Genomic DNA, 18,815 nt, shown 5'->3' with positions numbered 1-18,815 from the left:
CCATCTTATATAATTTATTGGCGAGTGAACACTGCTATAGCCTTACACCACAATAGCTAAAATTATTAGCCAATTATTCAGCAATTTCTTACTATTTTTTGTTAAATTTTAAATAAACACTAAGAATACGGTTATTACACACCTATTTGCTGTTTCTTTCATTAAGAATTGGGTAAAGGGAACTTCGGAGGGAGCAAGGAGAGGAATTAATGTACAGACTTTGTATACAACGTTTCTTCTATTGACAACTAACCCCTCCGGGGAACGGCAGTTGCTACAAGTCGGGGAACCCGACGACAGTCGCTTCAAGTCGGCAAAGCCGCCCACAGCGCTGTCTCCCCAACGCACTGCCTCACCACTGACAATTGGCAACTGACCATTGACCAATCCCGCACAATATGTACTAAAATCAATGACTTGAGTCACTAAGAGAGCAATCATGGCATCCATCCGCGAGTTGCACGAACAGCTAGTTAAAAAAGAACGTTCTGCCGTTGAAATTACCCAAGAAACTTTAGACCACATTCAAGAGCTAGAGCCAAAGCTGCATAGTTTCTTACACATCACGGCACAGCAGGCGTTAGAACAGGCTCGTGCTGTGGATGCCAAAATAGCAGCAGGCGAGGAAATTGGGCTACTGGCGGGGATTCCTATCGGTGTTAAGGACAATATGTGTACCAAGGGAATCCCCACCACCTGCGCTTCGCGGATTCTGGAAAATTTTGTGCCGCCTTATGAGTCAACTGTGACACAAAAACTTCTGGATGCAGGGGCTGTAGTGGTTGGTAAAACCAATTTAGATGAATTTGCAATGGGCAGTTCTACTGAAAATTCTGCCTATCAAGTGACAGCTAATCCTTGGGATTTATCGAGAGTTCCTGGCGGTTCTTCTGGTGGTTCAGCTGCGGCTGTGGCGGCGGAAGAATGTGTGGTAGCGCTGGGTTCGGATACCGGTGGTTCCATTCGTCAACCAGCTTCTTTTTGTGGTGTGGTAGGACTCAAACCCACCTATGGTCTAGTTTCCCGTTATGGCTTGGTAGCTTACGCTTCATCCTTGGATCAAATTGGCCCCTTTGGCAAGTCAGTAGAAGATACAGCGATACTATTAAAGGCGATCGCAGGTTATGATCCCAAAGATTCCACCAGTCTCAAAGTGGAAATCCCTGACTATGTAGCTAGCTTAAAACCAGACCTCAAAGCCAGAGGTAAACTGAGGATTGGCGTAATCAAAGAAACTTTTGGCGAAGGTTTAGATTCTGTTGTTGAACAAGCTGTTACTAAAGCGATCGAACAATTACAACGTCTAGGGGCTGAAATTCATGTAATTTCCTGTCCTAACTTCCGTTATGGCGTACCTAGCTATTACATCATTGCTCCATCAGAAGCATCAGCCAACCTAGCCCGCTACGATGGCGTAAAATATGGCTGGCGTGCGCCGGAAGGAGACAATTTACTGTCTATGTATAAGCGTACCCGCGCCACTGGCTTCGGTGCAGAAGTCAAGCGACGAATCATGATTGGTACTTACGCTCTTTCGGCTGGCTATTACGATGCTTATTATCTCAAAGCCCAAAAAGTGCGTACTTTGATTAAGCAAGACTTTGAAAATGCCTTCAAAAATGTAGATGTGTTAGTTTCTCCAACTGCTCCCACCACAGCATTTAAAGCAGGAGAAAAAACTGCTGACCCCATCAGTATGTACTTAAACGACTTGATGACTATTCCCGTTAACTTGGCTGGTCTTCCAGGTTTAAGCCTCCCCTGTGGTTTTGATGAGCAGGGATTACCAATTGGACTACAACTAATTGGCAAAGTACTACGAGAAGACCAACTACTACAAGTAGCTTACGCTTATGAACAGTCCACTAGTTGGCATCTAAGTCAGCCAAAAATTTCTTAAATGTTTGGTGGTCAGTGGTCAGTGGTCAGTTGTTCTTGAGTTTTTTACTAACTAATGACAATTGACCCATGACCTATTATTGCTGACTCACCACTTCCGGAGTATATGTTACTTCTTTGACAATACCATTACTGCCCAGGGGTTCTGCTGGCTTCTCGTTGACGGAAATTAGTACAGCCCCTGCATTACCAGAACGTACAGTTAGCTGTTTTTTTGCTGTCCATGTTCGGCGATCGCCTTTGGTTAATTCGCCAACAAATTCTGTCTTACCATCGGCTTTTACTTGTAACCATGAATTACCTTGTAGTTCTAACGTCACTGCAACGGCTGAATTACCATTATTTTCATTACCAGGTGTGGCTGATGGTGTGGTCGTAGAACTATCGCCTAAAGCTGCTGGGGTAGATGATGATGGGGAATTTTCCGAGTCTGAAACTATTGATTCTGGTGATTCTGGTGTTTGAGCCTGGGGTGCAACTGTCAAGGGTGAAGGCTCGGCTTGTTTTGGGGTAGTCGTTTCTGATTCTTGTTTATTGGCCAGAGATTGAGTGATTAGTTTGGGATTAAGTACATAAATCAGTCCAACCGCCGCAACTGCTAGCAATAAAACGTAAGGGACAAACAAAGGAATACGAATTTTTGGTTTTTCTTTTATCTGTTCTTTGTCATCACGATGGGATTCTTGAATTGCAGATTCACCATTGACACTAAAACTTTTCGCCAACGCCTGTCCATCCAAACCCAAGATATCTGCATAGCGACGGATAAATCCTTGGATGTAAACAGGCTCAGGTAGTTCAGCAAACTTGCCTGCATCTAAAGATTGTAAGAAATATAGTCTAATATTTGTTTTAGCAGCTACTTCTTCTATACGTATACCTTTCTCTTGTCTTACTTGTAATAAATATTTACTTATTTCCTTAAGTTGTTGTTCTTGGGCCTCATTTAATAGGTTCACTGTCTTCTCCTAGTATGAGTTAATGTTTACTATCTCGCAGTGAGACTACTTGAGTACGGTCAATATTGTTACTAATTTATGAATAAATTTTTGTAGTCCGTCTAATTTTAATGCCAAATTCCAGTTAAAGAATCTTAATCTCTATTGCTGAATCACAAATTATGTGGTTTTTGGGAAATTTTTTGACAAAATAGCATCATACTGTACTGTTATTCGTCATGGGATTACCATCCTGAGCTACCTCTGTTGAGAATAATAGCAGCGATCGCCTGTTGTGCTATTGATCCTCTCAAACTCTGACATAAGTCCTCATCCTTAAAACAGACATAATCAGTGTTTAACTAGGCTTTAATGCTTGGTTTCTACCTTAATACAAGTGTTTTCACAGAAAAAACTTCAGTAGCTCAAAGTCCCAACCCAAAGCGCTTGAGTTATTTTCAGCAATTTTTTGTAACCAAATACTTGTGAGGAGAAATCATGCGACATTTCTTTGGAGCATTTTTGCTAGGAATGGCTACACTAACAGTTATGCCAACAGAAAAAGTCCTAGCAGGAACCTTGACGGGTCAAGCGCCTATTGTTATTGGACACCGGGGAGCTAGCGGTTATCGTCCAGAACATACCTTAGCCGCTTATGAACTAGCCATTCAAATGGGTGCTGACTATATTGAACCTGATTTAGTTGCCACTAAAGATGGTGTTTTAGTCGCGCGTCACGAAAACGCTTTAGCAATTTTGAATGCTGATGGTACGCTCAATCTCACAGATACCAGCACAGATGTTTATGAGCGTCTACAGTTTGCAGACCGCAAAACCACTAAAGTCATCGATGGACGCTCCATTACAGGCTGGTTTACAGAAGACTTTACCCTAGAAGAATTAAAAACTCTCCGCGCCATAGAGAGAATTCCTGGTATCCGTCCCCAGAATACTCAATATGACAGACAGTTTGAAATTCCTACTTTGCAAGAAGTCATCGATTTAGCCAAAGCACAAAGCGCAGCCTTGGGACGGACTATTGGCATTTATCCTGAAACTAAGCACCCGACTTATTTTGATTCCATTGGTTTATCAATGGAAGAAATTTTGGTGAGCGTTTTAAATGCCAATGGATATGTTGATGAAACTGCGCCAGTTTACATCCAATCATTTGAAGTCAGCAATTTAAAAGACCTCAATCAATTAACTAACGTCTCTTTGGTACAACTAATTAATCCTAGTGGAAGACCTTATGATTTTGTAGTTAATGCAGATTCTCGGCTTTACAGGGATTTAATTACACCTTTAGGTTTAGCAGAAATCGCTACCTACGCTAATGGCATAGGAGCCAATAAAAACTTAATTATTCCTAGAGATAGTCAAGGTAATTTATTGTCGCCCACAACCTTAGTTGATGATGCTCACGCAGCCGGCTTAATCGTTCATGCTTGGACTTTCCGCGATGAAGATGTTTTCTTGCCAACAAACTTACAAGGAAATCCCCAGGAAGAGTATAAGCGATTTTATCAAACAGGTATAGACGGTTTATTTAGCGATAATCCAGACACAGCTTTTGCGGTGCGCTCTACCTTAGTTCCCGAACCCGGTACAATCTTTGGATTAGGTTTTATGCCACTGTTAGGATGGTTATTTCGCCGTCGTAAGTAAGTTGAATAATTATTAAATAGCTTGTAGTCAGCACTTTATTTCTTTTAGTACTAAAGTGCTGACTAAAAAGCTAGAAATAAAAACTCCACCCACAAGGGGATGGAGTTTTGTCAGTAGTCAGTGGTCAGTAGTCAGTAGCAAAGATATGTAGAAACCACCCACAAGGGGTTGGGGTATTAGACCAGATACTTTCAACAACTGACACGCGGAGCTTAATAAAAACTTATCTGGCTAGCCACAAAGCTGCATTACGCACAAAAGCTTGAATATCTTCTAAAGCACGAGGTTCTAATTTCATGCCATTTCCTGGCGGTTCATCAACAAAAGAAGGACAACCTTTTTCTATGTCCCAATTGTAATCAACAAAATGATGAAAACTGGAAGTAGCTATTGCCCTACCCAGTCGATTTTTTTCTGTATCTGTATGGTGTTCCGTTGCAACAATTAAGTTAAAGTTGCGATGAGTAACTAGACTTTTTCCTAATGCAATTACTTGGGAATTTAAATTATTTGGGTTGACTCCAATACCACCTTCATGGGGATGAGACGGGAAAAATTCAATTAACCCAGAAGGTGAATTAGGGTTATGTAAGAGTTCATGGACTGGTTCTACAGGAATGATTTTTTGATAGTCTCCATTAGCTCCAGAATGGTAGTTAGGCCAGGAAATATAGGTTGTATGTGGATCATCACGACTCCAACGCGAATCGTCGGGGTCGGGATTTTTGGTATTAAAATAATGAACATCACCAATATCAATTAAACCGCACATAGAGCAGCCCATATCTTGATGGTCTCGTGTTGTGAGAATTCCACCACCCCGTTTTCTAAAAGCGTTAATTCCAGCAATATCTTTGTCTGTTAAACCATCACCAGTATCTAGAGCAAATAGCCAGAGTTCATCAAAATCTGACTGGTCTAGTGTCCCTAAAATAGGGTCATTCCCGTCGGCATCAGAGGAACGATCGCGTGATAAAACTGTAAATAATGGTTTTCCTGATTCATCTTGAATAGATTTTAAATAATTCTGCAATAGAGAAAAACGAAAGATACTCCAGTCATCTTCAGTTGAGGCGATCGTTGTTTGTAAAAGAATGCGAATTGGTTCTGCCATAAATTTTTATAGTAAATTTTTGTACCAATATACTCATGGCGATGAATACTTGCATTAATCTACAACAAATTTCCACCAAATACCAAAAGATGACTAAATACGCACAAATCCTCACACTTATGGAATTACTTCAAAATTCTCAATTGTGAGAAATAATTCTTCATCAGCTATTTGACTGTTGTAATCAATATTAATTTGAGTGGGATAACCAAATTTATGGTTGTAACTGATATCTAAACTAGATGCTTGACTTTGAATAGCATTTTGAATCACGTTAAAAAGTTTAGGAATTGTATTGTATTTTTGAAAAAATTGTGGATTAACTGCTTGCCCAGGATTCACAGCAGTAATGGAAGTTGTCTGACCATTGCGGACTTCAATGACTACTGGCCCTCTAGCTTCAGGTATACAAAAACAGCTATTACTCAAAGTATATCGATAGTTAGAAATATTTTTGCTATTCCACAATCTGCGATTAAAAATTAATTGCCTTGAATTTAAGTTGGGACGTGCTGATAATAGTTCTATCTGCACTATTGATTCAGACATAGCTGGCAGATTCACGCTCAAAGATAGAAGAAATCCCAAGCCAATAGTAGTAAATAAACGCATATAGTTTTTGATGAAGTCAATGTGATTCACTAAAGATATATCCAATGAACTCATGGGAGTACAACTATATTTTTGAATAAATTGTTTAAATTTAATTTATTTTTTGATTAAAACTCATGCAAAACCCCGATTTAAAAACTTCGGGGTTCCTGTTTCTCATGAGTTAAAAATTAAGATGCTAAGTTTTGGTTTTTAGCTGTCTTACTAAAAATTTTGTAGTACAACCAAGTACTAATTTCTTTCAATGGAAAAAAGACATAAGTAAGAGGATTAATCGTCACGATAATATTGCGGAAGTCTCGGCGTGCCAAAAACAAAATCGCATAAGCTACTTGCTGTGGTGACATCACTCCATAGGGATTGAGTTGACTTTTAAAGGGGCCTAGAATTAATTTGCGAATTACACAGTCCCCATCCAAGCGCTTGAGAGTCACTAGATTTCCTAATGTACGTTTGCTCAGTTCATAAAGCGGACTCAGCGCCGGAGAGGCTTCCGCCTCGGAAGTATTCACCCAAATTTCTTTGGTTGCTTTTGCTTGTGGCCCCTTGACTGTAGTTAAAAATATATCCATCAGCCGCAATGCAGAAAAAGTATTTACTTCATACGAAGAGTTAATTGCTTCTGGTGTGCGACTGGTGTAAACATTAATTCCGTGGTTGATAATCAAAATATCTACTTTTTCTAAACTGGCTTTAAGTGCGGCTTCATTACCTAACTCCCAAGCAATTACCTTGAAACTACCATCGCTTGGTAATTTATCTGGATTAGTAGTTAAAGCCACAACCTTGGCATTCTGCTGAAGCAATTGCGCCGTCAATGCTTGTCCTAAAGCACCAGATGCACCAGTCAGCGCCACAGTTTTACCCTTGAGAGATAGTCCTGTTCCCAAAATTTTATCTACTAAGGAAAATACACCACTATAATAAGCGTCAACATCATCAAAATGGTGTCGCCAATGGTACGACCGATTTACCCACCAAACAGAAGGAATTGCCTCTAATGGGCCTGGTAGGTGATTATAATCTGTGTCGATTGTCCCTTGGAAATATCGCAGGGATGCGCCAAACAGAAAGCTACAAGCATAGGCTACTCCCAGCCATAACCCAATTTGTTGGACAAATAAGGCAATTACCGTTAATAGAACTACTAATAGGCTTGATTCTAAAATGTCGTGATAGAGTTGGGACTCTTGGTAAGCTTTGAGGGAAACTATCGACAAATCCCGGCGATATGCTGCATGATGCTTGTTGTGCCATTTACTGAGCCAATTGACTTGGTGACACAAGGCATGGTAACTGTCCCTCAATATCTCTGCTAGCAGTAGGGAGAGCAATCCCCAAATTGCAAACTGCCAGCAGGTATTTACTAGGGTTCCATCAATTTTTACTCTCGTCAAAATTTCAGTTAAGCTTTCAGCCAATATCGGTATCATGTTTTTGCGCGTGTTACTTGTCTTAATGTTTGTTCATATTGTGATCAGAATAGATTAAGGCAGAGTTACAAAGCAAATTCAATTGGCTGTGTCAGTCTTGTTTGTGGGTGTGATGGGCGCACTCAACTTTCCACACGGTTCACCCATAATATCAGTGATAATCCGCTAGTCTCTACTAATATGCAGTATCTCATAACACAAGGATACTTGAATATCCTGATATAGCTATAGTCAGGGTACGCAAGCTATTTTTTAAAAATTAAACCTGAATCATCAGATTTTACAAACCAAACTCATTAAAAACCTTCCTACCCCCACAAAAATATGGGGGTATTTTTATTTCCATTAATTGTTCGTTAGGTAATTGTGAATAAATACTTATTGTAATATTAATAACTTCTTAAGCCTTAATTAAACGCAAGTTGATAATCAATTTTCTTAACAACTAGATGACCATTATCTAGCTTTTTTATTCCCTTTTTATTGTATAAATCTCAACAAGGATTTTTATGGAGCGTGTTCATTTACATCGCTTGCTGTCCTCCCAAGCAAAGCGGCGACGTTTTCTGCTCGGTGCTGGAACATTGACTGCAAGTGCCATAGCCAGTCTTTGGACTCATAAAGTTGCCGCCAAGTCAAGATTCTCAGCCTATCCCTTCAGCCTTGGTGTTGCTTCTGGTGATCCTTTACCAGATAGCGTAATTTTATGGACAAGGCTAGCTCCAGATCCTTTAAATGGTGGTGGAATGCCGCCCGTAAACGTACCAGTACGGTGGCAAATTGCTACGGATGAAAATATGAGAAAAGTTGTGCTACGGGGCGTGACATTGGCAACCCCCGAATTAGCGCATTCTGTCCATGTCAATGTGCGTGGCTTACAGCCTGACCGTTGGTACTGGTATCAGTTTACAGTGGGTAGTGAAGATAGCCCCATTGGTCGTACCCGCACTGCTCCAGCAATTGGCTCTAGGTTGAATCAGCTCAACTTTGCGTTTGTTACTTGCCAAAAATGGGAGGATGGTTACTATTCTGCTTATCGTCGCCTAGCAGAAGAAGATTTAGATTTGGTTTTTCACTTGGGTGACTATATTTACGAATACGGCATCTCTGCCAACGGCGGTGTGCGTAATGTATCTTTACCCAGTGAATTTAGAAAAGAAACCAATACGCTAGAGCAATACCGCCTGCGATATGCTCTCTATAAAACTGACCCGGATTTACAAAAAGCTCACGCCTTATTTCCCTTTTCAGTCACCTGGGACGACCACGAAGTTGAGAATGACTACACTGATAACCTTTCGGAAAACAACGATCCAGTGGCCAAGTTTTTGCAAAGGCGTGCAGCTGCTTACCAGGCTTATTATGAGCATATGCCACTGCGGGAATTTTCCATACCACAGGGCCCCGATATGCCGATTTACCGTCGTTTGACCTTTGGTAATCTAGCTGAGTTTAGCGTCCTTGATACCCGCCAGTACAGGAGTGATCAGCCATGTACTGATGGTGAAACACCCCGTTGCCCAGCAGCGCTAGATCCTGCAAAAACTATGCTCGGTACTCAGCAGGAACGTTGGTTGCTGGATGGTCTTGACCGTTCTCAAGCACGTTGGAACATACTTGCTCAACAGGTGTTGATGGCAGAGCTAGATCATAAAATTGGGTCAGGTGAAATTTTTTGGAACGACTCGTGGGATGGATACCCTCTCGCACGTAACCGTGTTTTAAATCACATCGCTGACCGTAGAATTTCTAATCCAGTGGTGATTACTGGGGATTGGCACTCCATATTTGCCAATGACCTCAAGCTGGACTTTAAGGCTACTAACTCTCCTACAGTAGCTACGGAATTTGTGACTCCGTCAATTTCTAGCAATGGTGATCGGAATGTTTACGGCCCCTACTACGGCCCGATGATTCCAGAAAACCCACACATCAAATTTTTTGACGGCGATCGCCGGGGCTATTTCCGAGTTAATCTTAACTATGATCGCTGGCAAACTGATCTGCGTATCGTCACGACTGTGAGTCGTCCAGATGCACCTGTATACACTTTTGCTTCGTTTGTTGTTGAGAATGGTCGCCCAGGTGTTCAACGTGCATAAGGCGCAAAGGGTATTGTTGCAAGTGTGATGAAACTTTTGTGTACTCAAATACTTGAGTATTTGATACCGTTTTTTGATGAAGATGCACTTTATTCTGTACTGTAGAGACGTTGCAAGCAACGTCTCTACATCATTTATTTGGCGCAGCTTCATATTAATTTGGTATGAGTATTTAAATATAATCCAAAAAACAACGATCGCTGCTACTAATAGAATTTAATTCTTATCTTTATTACTTTAGTATAAATATAGTTGAGTGACGCAAATGTATTTTATTTAACTAAGGATAGACGTACTATTACCTGGATTGTGCGATCGCTAAATACTGTGCAAATTTTTTCTCTCTCAGTCGGTGTATCTCTTCTTGAGGATTGAGATCCTGTCCTCATGGATTTGTATAGAAGCAGAGATAAAAGCATTACTCAAGAGCTTTTATGGCATTGGCGATGGCGTTCCGCCCACCGGAGGCGATCGCATTTTTCCAGTAATTACAAGGGAGAAGGACTATGTTAGATATTGATGAAATGGGATCGAAGGAAATTCATGAGCTTCTACAAAGGATAGAGTATGGACACTTAGGCTGTGCATCAGAAGGACATCCCTACGTGGTGCCGATGCACTATTATTTCGAGAATCCCAACCTGTACATCTTTACGACCGAAGGAATGAAGACGAAGTACATTGATGCGAATCCGGAGGTTTGTTTACAGGTAGAAGAAATTCATAACTTATCCCATTGGCGCAGTGTCATCATCATGGGTCGAGCAGAACGCCTAACTGAGCCGCAAGAGTTTGACCATGCGATGCAATTGATCAAAGCACATAATCCAAAGCTTTCACCTGCGCTAAATCGAACTTGGATAGACGTTTGGGGACGAGCAAATGTCATTGTCATTTATCGTATTTCTCCCAGTGAAATGACCGGACGAACAACTGAAGGAGTCAGCAGTCAACCATGATTGGTAACTCGTTACAGTGTGAATATATCGGTTGGGGAAACTTAGAACAGGTTCGATCGCAGCCTGTCGCCGAGAATGAAGCATTAATTTTCACAGATCCTGCGGGTAGTGCTGGCATTTTAATTCACGGGTTTTTGGATTGTCTGCGATCGCCAGAACTGCAAGCTAAAATCCCCCGTCAGTTTTCCGAAAATGATGTAGCAGGAGTCATGGTGGAAATGGTGAGAACGCTACCGGAAAATCTTTTGAAAGAGTGGAGAAATCAATCTAACACCAATCAAACCGCAGTTTGTGCAAAGCTGCGTTGGTCAACAACTCAAATCTTGAGTTAGAGCAGGAGGTAATTAACTTAGGACTTACGCACCCAGATTTTCTGTTGAGACCGGGTGTAGGGGTGTATGGATTTAAAACATTTACTTTGAATTGTTAATTTTGCAAAATCGGGTAAATCAACACAACCAACAGCCTTAGCAAAGCTCGCCGTAGACAGTCAGTCGAGCAAGACTAAGTTTAAACTCTTACTAAAAAATGTTACCTAAACTTTAACTTCCCGGACGTGTATATATCTTTGAGAGATAATAAAAATATAGAGGCAGTGAGGCTAGATTCACAATTAAACTCTGCTTCTATGAATTTGTTCCATACCTCATCAGACCTGATAAGAGCTACAAACAGAGGTGTACAATGACTCACGATTTTCCGATATATGACCCCAATACTTACCTGATTTTCAAAATCAGTATGCTAGTTTTAATGCTGCTTGTATTGTTGATAATTTCCGCAGCTCCAGCTATTTAGAAATAACTTAATTCCATCTCAATTATCCCTATTGCCCCAATTTCTATGAAGTTGGGATGAGATTATGCTAAACAGAAGCAGTCTCACACAAAAGCTGGTAATCTTTACCGCTTTGTTAAGCATTGGGCTAGTTTTTCATCAGCAAGTTAAAGAACCACAAAGACTATTTCAGTTAAATTCCCACTTGTGGGTATCAGAGAAGAAAGTTAATATTGCAAATTTAGCAGATGGCAGCTACCAGTTTTGTAGCCAACCTGATCCTCAAGATTGGCGAGATGGTGCAGGTGTTTGTGCCAATTTTCACAAAACTGCACATCACTTTAATGGCTATTATGGCTATCCCCACTCAGACAACTTTATTTGTATTAGAGGAAATATCAAAGGTAATTTGATTGTAGGTGAAGCGTTATCTATATTATGGGCTGATGAGCAGCAAAATAATATATCTACATCTGCATTTAAGTGGGATTCAGAGGAGCGATTGACATTAAGCCAAGGTAATTTGATTAGTACTGCCAATCATGCGGACGCTGTGCAGTGGATTATTTATCGCCAAGCTTTACTAAATCTTGAGGGATTCTATCAATACAACCGCCCTCGGATGACACCTGTATCTCAACTATGTCACTGGAAGTGAAATCATCAATTAACTAGCGTGGTTCCAGTCGCTTAACAGCTCATACTCCTGTTTAATTTTTTTAGCTTTACGTAAAGGTACTCTAGGAGTGCCGATATCCATACTCATAAAAGATTGTTGTCTTTTTTTGTCCGATTTTTTAGCTGGTTTTGGGCAAATAGTCTGTGTAGTTGTCATTTTTGGATAAATCCTTGATATAAACCGAGAATTCAGTTTATATCAACAATTTCAAAACGGCAAATATCCCATAGACATAGCTTTGGGTTATATTTTTTAACCTATTAGTATATTTTGCAATGGTGTGTCGGTGGTCAGTTGTCATTTATCAGTTGAGATCCATTGTCTCAACCCACGAAGGTGGAATCTGATTTTCTGTATTACGTAGGCGTAAGCCTTTCCTGCGAAACGTAACGCGATAATACAAATTACGAATTACAAGCACTAGTTTTTTGCCAAGAATTAGGGGATTTTGTATTAGGTGTATTCACTGTGAGAACAACTTCACCTTGAGGGCTGATTACCCATCCCGTAGCTTCCACGATATTAGTTTGGGTTGGAGTAGAGATGCTTTTGCTGATAGGAGTATTGGGGATGTTTTCTACATTACTCACAGCTACCCAATCTGTAAGAACAGCATCAGAATAAAGGAGTTCATTAGGGTTGTTTGGCAAACCACCACGCCCGGTGATAGTAAAACTGTCTTGATTTCGTCCTGCGGCTGCTTGACAAACTTGGGCTAGCTGGGGTTCAACAGGTTGTGTTGGTAAATTAATTAGTCCTTGGTTCGGTTGAACTTCTGGGGTATTGATTTCGACTGTACCGTTTAGCCCAAATTCAGAACTAGCTGTGATGTCGTTGGTGAGTGGACTATCTTTTTCTCGAAACTCTATGCCAAAAACGCTAAAGGCATTGATGCTAACGTTACCACCTTGACCTTGAAAAGCATTAGCTGTAATGTCACTATTTTCACCAGGAACGGCAACGATAAAGCCATTGGGAATATTAATATTTATATTACCGCCATTACCCCTACCGCTTGTAGTGCCTGCTCTAGTAGAGATGAAACTACCACGGCGTAAAAGTAGTTGGTCATCTATTTGTAAATTGATATTACCACCATTACCTAATGGAGTTGTAGCGTTCAAATTTGCTTTACCATCAAGGTTGATTCTTGTGGCGTTAATTTTTATTTCGCCAGCATTACTTGTGCCTAATGTTTCTACTGTGACTGTAGCGAGATCGCGCACATTAAGTTGACCTGTAGTAATTAATATAGAACCTGCGTTGCCACTACCTCGACTGCGAGCAAACAAGCCACTAGGAAATTTCTCAATTGGCGAACTTCCGCTTATTTCTATAAAATCAGAGGCTTTTATTGTAATATTTCCCCCATTACCCTGGCTATTTGTCTGAGTTCCAGCTGATATGACTGCACCATCTTGGACAAATAACGCTGGAGTATCAATCGTCACAGAACCTGCATTCCCAGCACCCAAAGTCTGAGCAAACACACTACTGGGAAATTCTCTAGAATCCTTAGTATTGCCGATCAGTTTGACCAATTCTGATGCAGTTATTTTGATCGTTCCGCCAATACTCTGACTATCATTTCCACTAGTACGAGCGGATATGTTACCCCCATCTTCAACAATTAATTTACCTGTTGTAATAGTCAAATTTCCCCCAGGTCTTTTACCGGCAGTTCTAGTAAACAGACCACTGGGATTCCCAGAACGTTCTAGATTATTCGGTACTATTCCCGTTACTCGTACCGAATCACTTGCCTTGACTGTAACATTGCCTCCGGAAACGGTAGATTGAGGATTATTCACAGATGCTGTTACTTGTGAGCCATCGTCAAGGGTTAATTTTTCTGCCTGGATAAAAATTCCGCGACTGCTTTGACTACCTTCTGTTTCTGCTAGCACTTGCGATGCACGAGTGAGTCCAATCTGCTTACCTTTAATTTCGATATAACCAGCACCCTGACCACTGACATCTACCCTGGCTTGATTTTGGATGAATACGTTACCTAAGACTGCGTCATCAGAAAAACTTAAAATTTGGTTGTTAATGTCGTTATTACCAGCCAAATTTAGACCTACTGTACCTACTTCTAGTATTCCACCTATAGCAATTTGACCACTTTCCGCCTTGAGAGTCCTACGCCGGAGAAAGCTAACATTACCACCATCTAGAGTTACATTGCCACCTACGAATGCCAGGGTTTTGCCTGTGGGAACTACTAATTCCCCTTGTAAATTGATCTCTCCCCCTGTTCTGCCAAATTGCAATCCCGTAGGTACACTCATTGTCAGTAAAGGTTGGGGAGAAGTAGCGCTAAAAATGGTGCGATCGCCAAACTGAATTCCACTAGCTGTACTCGCCACAAAAGAACCACCTATATTCAGTCTGGCATTCGGCCCAAAAAAAATCCCATTGGGATTAATCACAAACAAATTGGCATTAACACCAGAGGTCTCTAACTTCCCGAAAATATCAGAGCGATTATTACCTGTAACTCTGACAAAAATGTTCTGGATGCTACTGTTGGGAGCTACAAAAAGTGTTGAACGTCCTTCATTAACGTTAAATTCTAGGAAACTATGGAAGAGGTTATTACCCCGAATCGCCCCTCCTCTAACTAACTCTGTAGGGGTATTGTCGTAGTTTTCACTTACCTCAGACCTTTCATTACCCAAGGTTTGATCGGGCGTAATCACACTCTGAGCAAAGGCAGATTGCACAATCAAAGCAGGCATACTGATGCTCATAACACCAGCAGATGTTAAGGAAATTACTAAGTTCAATTGCCATGAACTACCTTTGCCGTTTTGAGTCATTTCAGTTATTTAGTGTCTTGACTAGCTGAAAAATAGGGAAAGGAACGGGAAGGGAGAAAATTACAGAAAGATTCCCCCTATTCCCTCTATCTCCTCACTAAAGATATTGACGCAGACTACGTGGGTTTATGATTCAGAATCAGGGTCGATTGCGGGAGATGTGGACGGATCAGCATCGGGACTCACAACCTTTTTTTTCGGCTTTGCTGGTGGGTTAAATATTTCGTCGAATTCATCTGTAATGTCCCTGGGGTCAGGGCTGATTGGTCGCCCATCGTGATCATGGCTGGCAAATATCGTTCCCAACTTTGATATTGCGCCAATAATATTGAACCAAGAATTAGCTTGTCTTAATGTGTAAGCTGTCATATTGATGTAACCCCCTTGCAAAACATAGGAATTGAATCTGACAAGGCAGAAGCGTTGTAACCAAGTCACAAACACTTCGTCACAAGTAATGGAAAATACAACTGTTAAGTAAGGGAACACAAAAAAATAAATTATCCCAAAGTACCTTTCAATAAGGTGAGTCAATACGAATAACTTCGTGGTATTCCCAGATTTTATCTGACTGACGTACCCTATATAGGGATATTCCTTAATCTGGAAGTTCTGAAAAAACTAATCCATCTGTGTATATATCAGTAACGGTTTCCAGTTTTATGCAGTAATTTCACAATTTTTTAGTAGCAGGCTGTTTCTATGAGCTTCTTACACCACCAAATATGAGAAAGGAAATAGACACAGGGATGAGAGGTTGATATTTTTTACTGAAAAGTGTTGCCTGACCTACAAAACTGGGAAATATGATTTATACACTACCCCTATAAGTAGAGTCGGTCAAGCAAGTAATAGCTTAATCTTTTGGTATAACTATTAACTTAATGATCTCCTATGCGTGATCATCTATACACTTTTACTGGAAATACAGTAGTTTGTGGATGAGGACTATAAATTAAGCTAAACCAGGAATAGAGCCGGATGACGCTGGCTGAACTACAGATTACACTGTGTGTAATGTCTATCGCTCGTTGCTTTTAGCAACACTTAAATAAATTCTTAAAAGTCTTAATCCTGCTATATCAAAAATTACCTATGTCATTGCAACAGCGTAATTTTGGGGAGACTGGCGATTTGATCCTGGGTACGCAAAACCAAGAGCAAAACTTGCCAGCAACTTCGGCTCCTGTCGGCACACTAGCCCGCAGAAAAGGTACTATTTCGACATTTCTTGCTCCCTTAACTCAGGATACTTTTAAACAAGTTGTTACAGAAGTCGAGCAAAAACTCCAAATTGTGCATCAAACCCTGTCGATGTTGGATTCTCACGGGTTTGAAAATATCCTGCAAGAGATGTTGCAGTCAATTACTTTAAAAACTGGGGAATTGTTGGGGGCAGATAGGACGACTATATTTTTACTAGATGAAGAAAAACAAGAATTGTGGTCGATTGTCGCCGCCGGAGAAGGCGATCGCTCCCTAGAAATTCGCATCCCCGCCGACAAGGGGATTGCCGGTGAAGTCGCTACTTTTAAACAAGTAGTTAATATACCTTTTGACTTTTATCACGATCCTCGGTCGATATTTGCCCAAAAACAAGAGAAAATCACTGGCTACCGCACATATACAATGCTGGCTTTGCCGCTATTGAGTGAGCAAGGGCGATTAGTGGCGGTGGTACAGTTACTCAACAAATTAAAACCTTATAGCCCTCCTGATGCAGTACTGGCAGAACGGATTGATAATCAAGGTTTTACCAGTGCAGATGAGCAGTTATTCCAGGAATTTGCGCCGTCAATTCGCTTGATTCTAGAGTCGTCACGTTCCTTTTATATAGCGACGCAAAAACAAAGGGCGGCGGCGGCGATGATGAAAGCGGTGAAGTCCCTAAGTCAGAGTAGTCTGGATTTGGAAGATACCCTGAAACGGGTGATGGATGAAGCCAAGGAACTGATGAACGCCGATCGCAGTACCTTATGGCTGATAGACCGCGATCGCCATGAATTATGGACGAAAATTACTCAAGATAATGGTTCTACTAGGGAATTGCGCGTTCCTATAGGTAAAGGTTTTGCAGGTATTGTCGCTGCATCCGGTCAAAAACTCAACATCCCTTTTGATTTATACGACCATCCAGACTCGGAAACTGCCAAACAAATCGACCAACAAAACGGCTACCGCACCTGTAGTTTATTATGTATGCCCGTATTTAATGGCGACCAAGAATTAATCGGTGTGACCCAACTGGTAAATAAAAAGAAAACCGGAGAGTTCCCGCCTTATAATCCAGATACATGGCCAGCAGCACCCGAATGCTTCCAAGCGAGTTTTGACCGCAACGACGAAGAATTTATGGAAGCTTTCAATATCCAAGCTGGGGTAGCGTTACAAAATGCTCAGTTGTTTGCCACAGTTAAGCAACAAGAGCAAATGCAACGGGATATTCTGCGGAGTCTTTCTAATGGCGTGATTTCCACAGATAAAGCCGGGACAATTATTGCGGCCAATGAAAGCGCCCAACGTTTGTTGGGGTTGGACTCGGAAGACCGTTTGGAAGGTAAACTCATAAGTGAGGCGATCGCCATTAAAGAAGGCGATTTTAGTAAATGGTGTCAAGATGCCTTACACGGGACAGACCTCAAACGCCGCCAGCAATATTACCCAGACCGCACACTGGTAAGCACTGAAGCAGCACAAAATAGCATTAACTTATCGATTAATACCATTGCCGATGCTAGCGATCCCCAGCAAGTCTGCGGCGCGTTGGTGGTAATGGAAGATATTAGCGATGAGAAACGCCTCAAGAGTACGATGTATCGCTACATGACCCAGGAATTAGCCGAAGAATTGCTGAAATTGGATGATGCTAAACTGGGAGGCGATCGCAAAGAAGTTTCCATCCTCTTTTCGGATATTCGCGGCTACACCACTTTGACGGAAAATCTGGAAGCAGAAGAAGTGGTAAGTATGCTTAATGAATATTTTGAGTCGATGGTAGAGGCTGTATTCAAACACAAAGGCACTCTGGATAAATACATCGGTGATGCCATCATGGCAGTGTTTGGTTCACCTTTGCCCCTAGAAGAACACGCTTGGATGGCTGTAAAAACATCTATAGAAATGCGTCATCGCTTACAGGAATTTAATCAACGGCGTTATGCAGCCAATAAACCCCGCATCAACATTGGTATCGGCATCAATTCCGACACCGTAATTAGTGGCAACATTGGCTCTAGTAAACGTATGGAATTTACAGCCATTGGTGATGGTGTAAATCTGGGTTCCCGCTTAGAAAGTGTGAGTAAGCAGTATGGTTGCGATATTATTCTGAGCGATAATACTTTTAAACCATGCCAAGAAAATATTTGGGCTAGAGAACTAGATTTCATCCGTGTTAAAGGCAGAAATGAGCCAGTATCTATATATGAGTTAATTGGTTTACGTTCTGATCCCATCCCTAGTGAGAAATTGCAGGTAATTGAGCATTATCACAAGGGACGGGAATATTACTTAAACCGCCAGTTTCCCCTAGCAAGAGCCGAGTTTGCCAATGTTTTAGCAGTTGATAAACATGACAAAGCAGCGATGTTGCATCTGCTACGTTGTCAGCATTGGCTACAATCGCCGCCAACCAACTCAGAATGGGACGAAGGGGTGTGGACGTTTCAGGAGAAATAGTCAGTAGTCAGTAGTCAGTAGTCAATAGTCAAAATCAAGGTTTTTGGACTGTGGACTATTGACCACCCTCAGAAGGGTTTTTTGGTTCAGTGCATCAGTCCTATGTTCATGGACAGACATATTAGTAGGGTGCG

16 protein-coding genes are annotated in these 18,815 nt (G+C 41.3%); 8 read left to right on the top strand and 8 right to left on the bottom strand.

Annotation, left to right across the window (positions count from 1 at the left end; genetic code table 11):
• Positions 1-108: 108 nt before the first annotated feature.
• Positions 109-441 carry a hypothetical protein gene (locus tag GSQ19_RS24655; RefSeq protein WP_153228445.1) on the bottom strand — a complete coding sequence of 111 codons (333 nt, stop codon included), beginning with the start codon at positions 439-441 and terminating at the stop codon, positions 109-111.
• Here GSQ19_RS24655 and gatA point away from each other — a divergent pair.
• On the top strand, positions 440-1,900 hold the full coding sequence (gene gatA, locus GSQ19_RS24650; protein ID WP_011320446.1) for an Asp-tRNA(Asn)/Glu-tRNA(Gln) amidotransferase subunit GatA: 1,461 nt from the start codon (positions 440-442) through the stop codon (positions 1,898-1,900). The two genes, GSQ19_RS24655 and gatA, sit on opposite strands and share 2 nt — an antisense overlap.
• Positions 1,901-1,976: 76 nt before the next feature.
• Here the strand turns inward: gatA and GSQ19_RS24645 are convergent, their stop codons facing one another.
• Positions 1,977-2,858: a helix-turn-helix domain-containing protein gene (locus GSQ19_RS24645; protein WP_011320445.1), complete on the bottom strand. Its 882-nt coding sequence runs from the start codon at positions 2,856-2,858 to the stop codon at positions 1,977-1,979.
• A gap of 477 nt (positions 2,859-3,335) precedes the next feature.
• On the opposite strand from GSQ19_RS24645, the gene GSQ19_RS24640 reads away from it, so the two are divergent.
• A complete protein-coding gene (locus GSQ19_RS24640) occupies positions 3,336-4,505 on the top strand; it encodes a glycerophosphodiester phosphodiesterase family protein (protein ID WP_011320444.1) in 1,170 nt (389 codons plus the stop codon).
• Positions 4,506-4,728: 223 nt separating this feature from the next.
• Here the strand turns inward: GSQ19_RS24640 and GSQ19_RS24635 are convergent, their stop codons facing one another.
• From GSQ19_RS24635 to GSQ19_RS24625, 3 genes are all read right to left on the bottom strand, one after another.
• Positions 4,729-5,619 (bottom strand): hypothetical protein, encoded by an 891-nt coding sequence (locus GSQ19_RS24635; RefSeq protein ID WP_011320443.1) that lies wholly within the window; start codon positions 5,617-5,619, stop codon positions 4,729-4,731.
• A gap of 117 nt (positions 5,620-5,736) precedes the next feature.
• Positions 5,737-6,285 carry a DUF6174 domain-containing protein gene (locus tag GSQ19_RS24630; RefSeq protein WP_011320442.1) on the bottom strand — a complete coding sequence of 183 codons (549 nt, stop codon included), beginning with the start codon at positions 6,283-6,285 and terminating at the stop codon, positions 5,737-5,739.
• Positions 6,286-6,401: 116 nt separating this feature from the next.
• Positions 6,402-7,664: a bifunctional sterol desaturase/short chain dehydrogenase gene (locus GSQ19_RS24625; RefSeq protein ID WP_011320441.1), complete on the bottom strand. Its 1,263-nt coding sequence runs from the start codon at positions 7,662-7,664 to the stop codon at positions 6,402-6,404.
• Between the two features lie 509 nt (positions 7,665-8,173).
• Here GSQ19_RS24625 and GSQ19_RS24620 point away from each other — a divergent pair.
• From GSQ19_RS24620 to GSQ19_RS24600, 5 genes are all read left to right on the top strand, one after another.
• Positions 8,174-9,766 (top strand): alkaline phosphatase D family protein, encoded by a 1,593-nt coding sequence (locus tag GSQ19_RS24620; protein WP_011320440.1) that lies wholly within the window; start codon positions 8,174-8,176, stop codon positions 9,764-9,766.
• A gap of 364 nt (positions 9,767-10,130) precedes the next feature.
• Entirely contained in the window at positions 10,131-10,286 is a 156-nt protein-coding gene (locus GSQ19_RS24615; RefSeq protein WP_153228444.1) for a hypothetical protein, read from the top strand.
• A 4-nt stretch (positions 10,287-10,290) separates the two neighbouring features.
• Positions 10,291-10,725, top strand: a complete 435-nt coding sequence (locus tag GSQ19_RS24610; protein WP_224311914.1) for a pyridoxamine 5'-phosphate oxidase family protein — start codon at positions 10,291-10,293, stop codon at positions 10,723-10,725.
• Positions 10,722-11,057 (top strand): hypothetical protein, encoded by a 336-nt coding sequence (locus GSQ19_RS24605; RefSeq protein WP_011320438.1) that lies wholly within the window; start codon positions 10,722-10,724, stop codon positions 11,055-11,057. The genes GSQ19_RS24610 and GSQ19_RS24605 overlap by 4 nt, the downstream gene beginning before the upstream one ends.
• 530 nt (positions 11,058-11,587) lie before the next feature.
• Positions 11,588-12,160, top strand: a complete 573-nt coding sequence (locus GSQ19_RS24600) for a hypothetical protein (RefSeq protein ID WP_011320437.1) — start codon at positions 11,588-11,590, stop codon at positions 12,158-12,160.
• A gap of 9 nt (positions 12,161-12,169) precedes the next feature.
• Here the strand turns inward: GSQ19_RS24600 and GSQ19_RS29820 are convergent, their stop codons facing one another.
• The 3 genes from GSQ19_RS29820 to GSQ19_RS24590 all read right to left on the bottom strand — a co-directional run bounded on the left by GSQ19_RS29820 (position 12,170) and on the right by GSQ19_RS24590 (position 15,441).
• Positions 12,170-12,337 (bottom strand): hypothetical protein, encoded by a 168-nt coding sequence (locus GSQ19_RS29820; RefSeq protein ID WP_185478741.1) that lies wholly within the window; start codon positions 12,335-12,337, stop codon positions 12,170-12,172.
• 248 nt (positions 12,338-12,585) lie between these two features.
• Positions 12,586-15,003 (bottom strand): two-partner secretion domain-containing protein, encoded by a 2,418-nt coding sequence (locus tag GSQ19_RS24595; RefSeq protein ID WP_153228443.1) that lies wholly within the window; start codon positions 15,001-15,003, stop codon positions 12,586-12,588.
• Positions 15,004-15,129: 126 nt separating this feature from the next.
• A complete protein-coding gene (locus GSQ19_RS24590; protein WP_236577843.1) occupies positions 15,130-15,441 on the bottom strand; it encodes a hypothetical protein in 312 nt (103 codons plus the stop codon).
• Between the two features lie 657 nt (positions 15,442-16,098).
• On the opposite strand from GSQ19_RS24590, the gene GSQ19_RS24585 reads away from it, so the two are divergent.
• Positions 16,099-18,681: a GAF domain-containing protein gene (locus GSQ19_RS24585; protein ID WP_011320434.1), complete on the top strand. Its 2,583-nt coding sequence runs from the start codon at positions 16,099-16,101 to the stop codon at positions 18,679-18,681.
• Positions 18,682-18,815 lie beyond the last annotated feature (134 nt).

The organism is Trichormus variabilis 0441 (assembly GCF_009856605.1).
GTDB lineage: Bacteria > Cyanobacteriota > Cyanobacteriia > Cyanobacteriales > Nostocaceae > Trichormus > Trichormus variabilis.
This window is presented reverse-complemented; position numbering and strand designations above follow the sequence as displayed.

Excerpts from the sequence above, each read along its gene's own strand:
- GSQ19_RS24625 (WP_011320441.1), bottom strand. The coding sequence starts at position 7,664 with ATGATACCGATATTGGCTGAAAGCTTAACTGAAATTTTGACGAGAGTA.
- GSQ19_RS24630 (WP_011320442.1), bottom strand. The coding sequence starts at position 6,285 with ATGAGTTCATTGGATATATCTTTAGTGAATCACATTGACTTCATCAAA.
- GSQ19_RS24600 (WP_011320437.1), top strand. The coding sequence starts at position 11,588 with ATGCTAAACAGAAGCAGTCTCACACAAAAGCTGGTAATCTTTACCGCT.
- GSQ19_RS24655 (WP_153228445.1), bottom strand. The coding sequence starts at position 441 with ATGATTGCTCTCTTAGTGACTCAAGTCATTGATTTTAGTACATATTGT.
- GSQ19_RS24640 (WP_011320444.1), top strand. The coding sequence starts at position 3,336 with ATGCGACATTTCTTTGGAGCATTTTTGCTAGGAATGGCTACACTAACA.
- GSQ19_RS24620 (WP_011320440.1), top strand. The coding sequence starts at position 8,174 with ATGGAGCGTGTTCATTTACATCGCTTGCTGTCCTCCCAAGCAAAGCGG.
- GSQ19_RS24595 (WP_153228443.1), bottom strand. The coding sequence starts at position 15,003 with ATGACTCAAAACGGCAAAGGTAGTTCATGGCAATTGAACTTAGTAATT.
- GSQ19_RS29820 (WP_185478741.1), bottom strand. The coding sequence starts at position 12,337 with ATGACAACTACACAGACTATTTGCCCAAAACCAGCTAAAAAATCGGAC.
- GSQ19_RS24585 (WP_011320434.1), top strand. The coding sequence starts at position 16,099 with ATGTCATTGCAACAGCGTAATTTTGGGGAGACTGGCGATTTGATCCTG.
- GSQ19_RS24610 (WP_224311914.1), top strand. The coding sequence starts at position 10,291 with ATGGGATCGAAGGAAATTCATGAGCTTCTACAAAGGATAGAGTATGGA.
- GSQ19_RS24635 (WP_011320443.1), bottom strand. The coding sequence starts at position 5,619 with ATGGCAGAACCAATTCGCATTCTTTTACAAACAACGATCGCCTCAACT.
- gatA (WP_011320446.1), top strand. The coding sequence starts at position 440 with ATGGCATCCATCCGCGAGTTGCACGAACAGCTAGTTAAAAAAGAACGT.
- GSQ19_RS24605 (WP_011320438.1), top strand. The coding sequence starts at position 10,722 with ATGATTGGTAACTCGTTACAGTGTGAATATATCGGTTGGGGAAACTTA.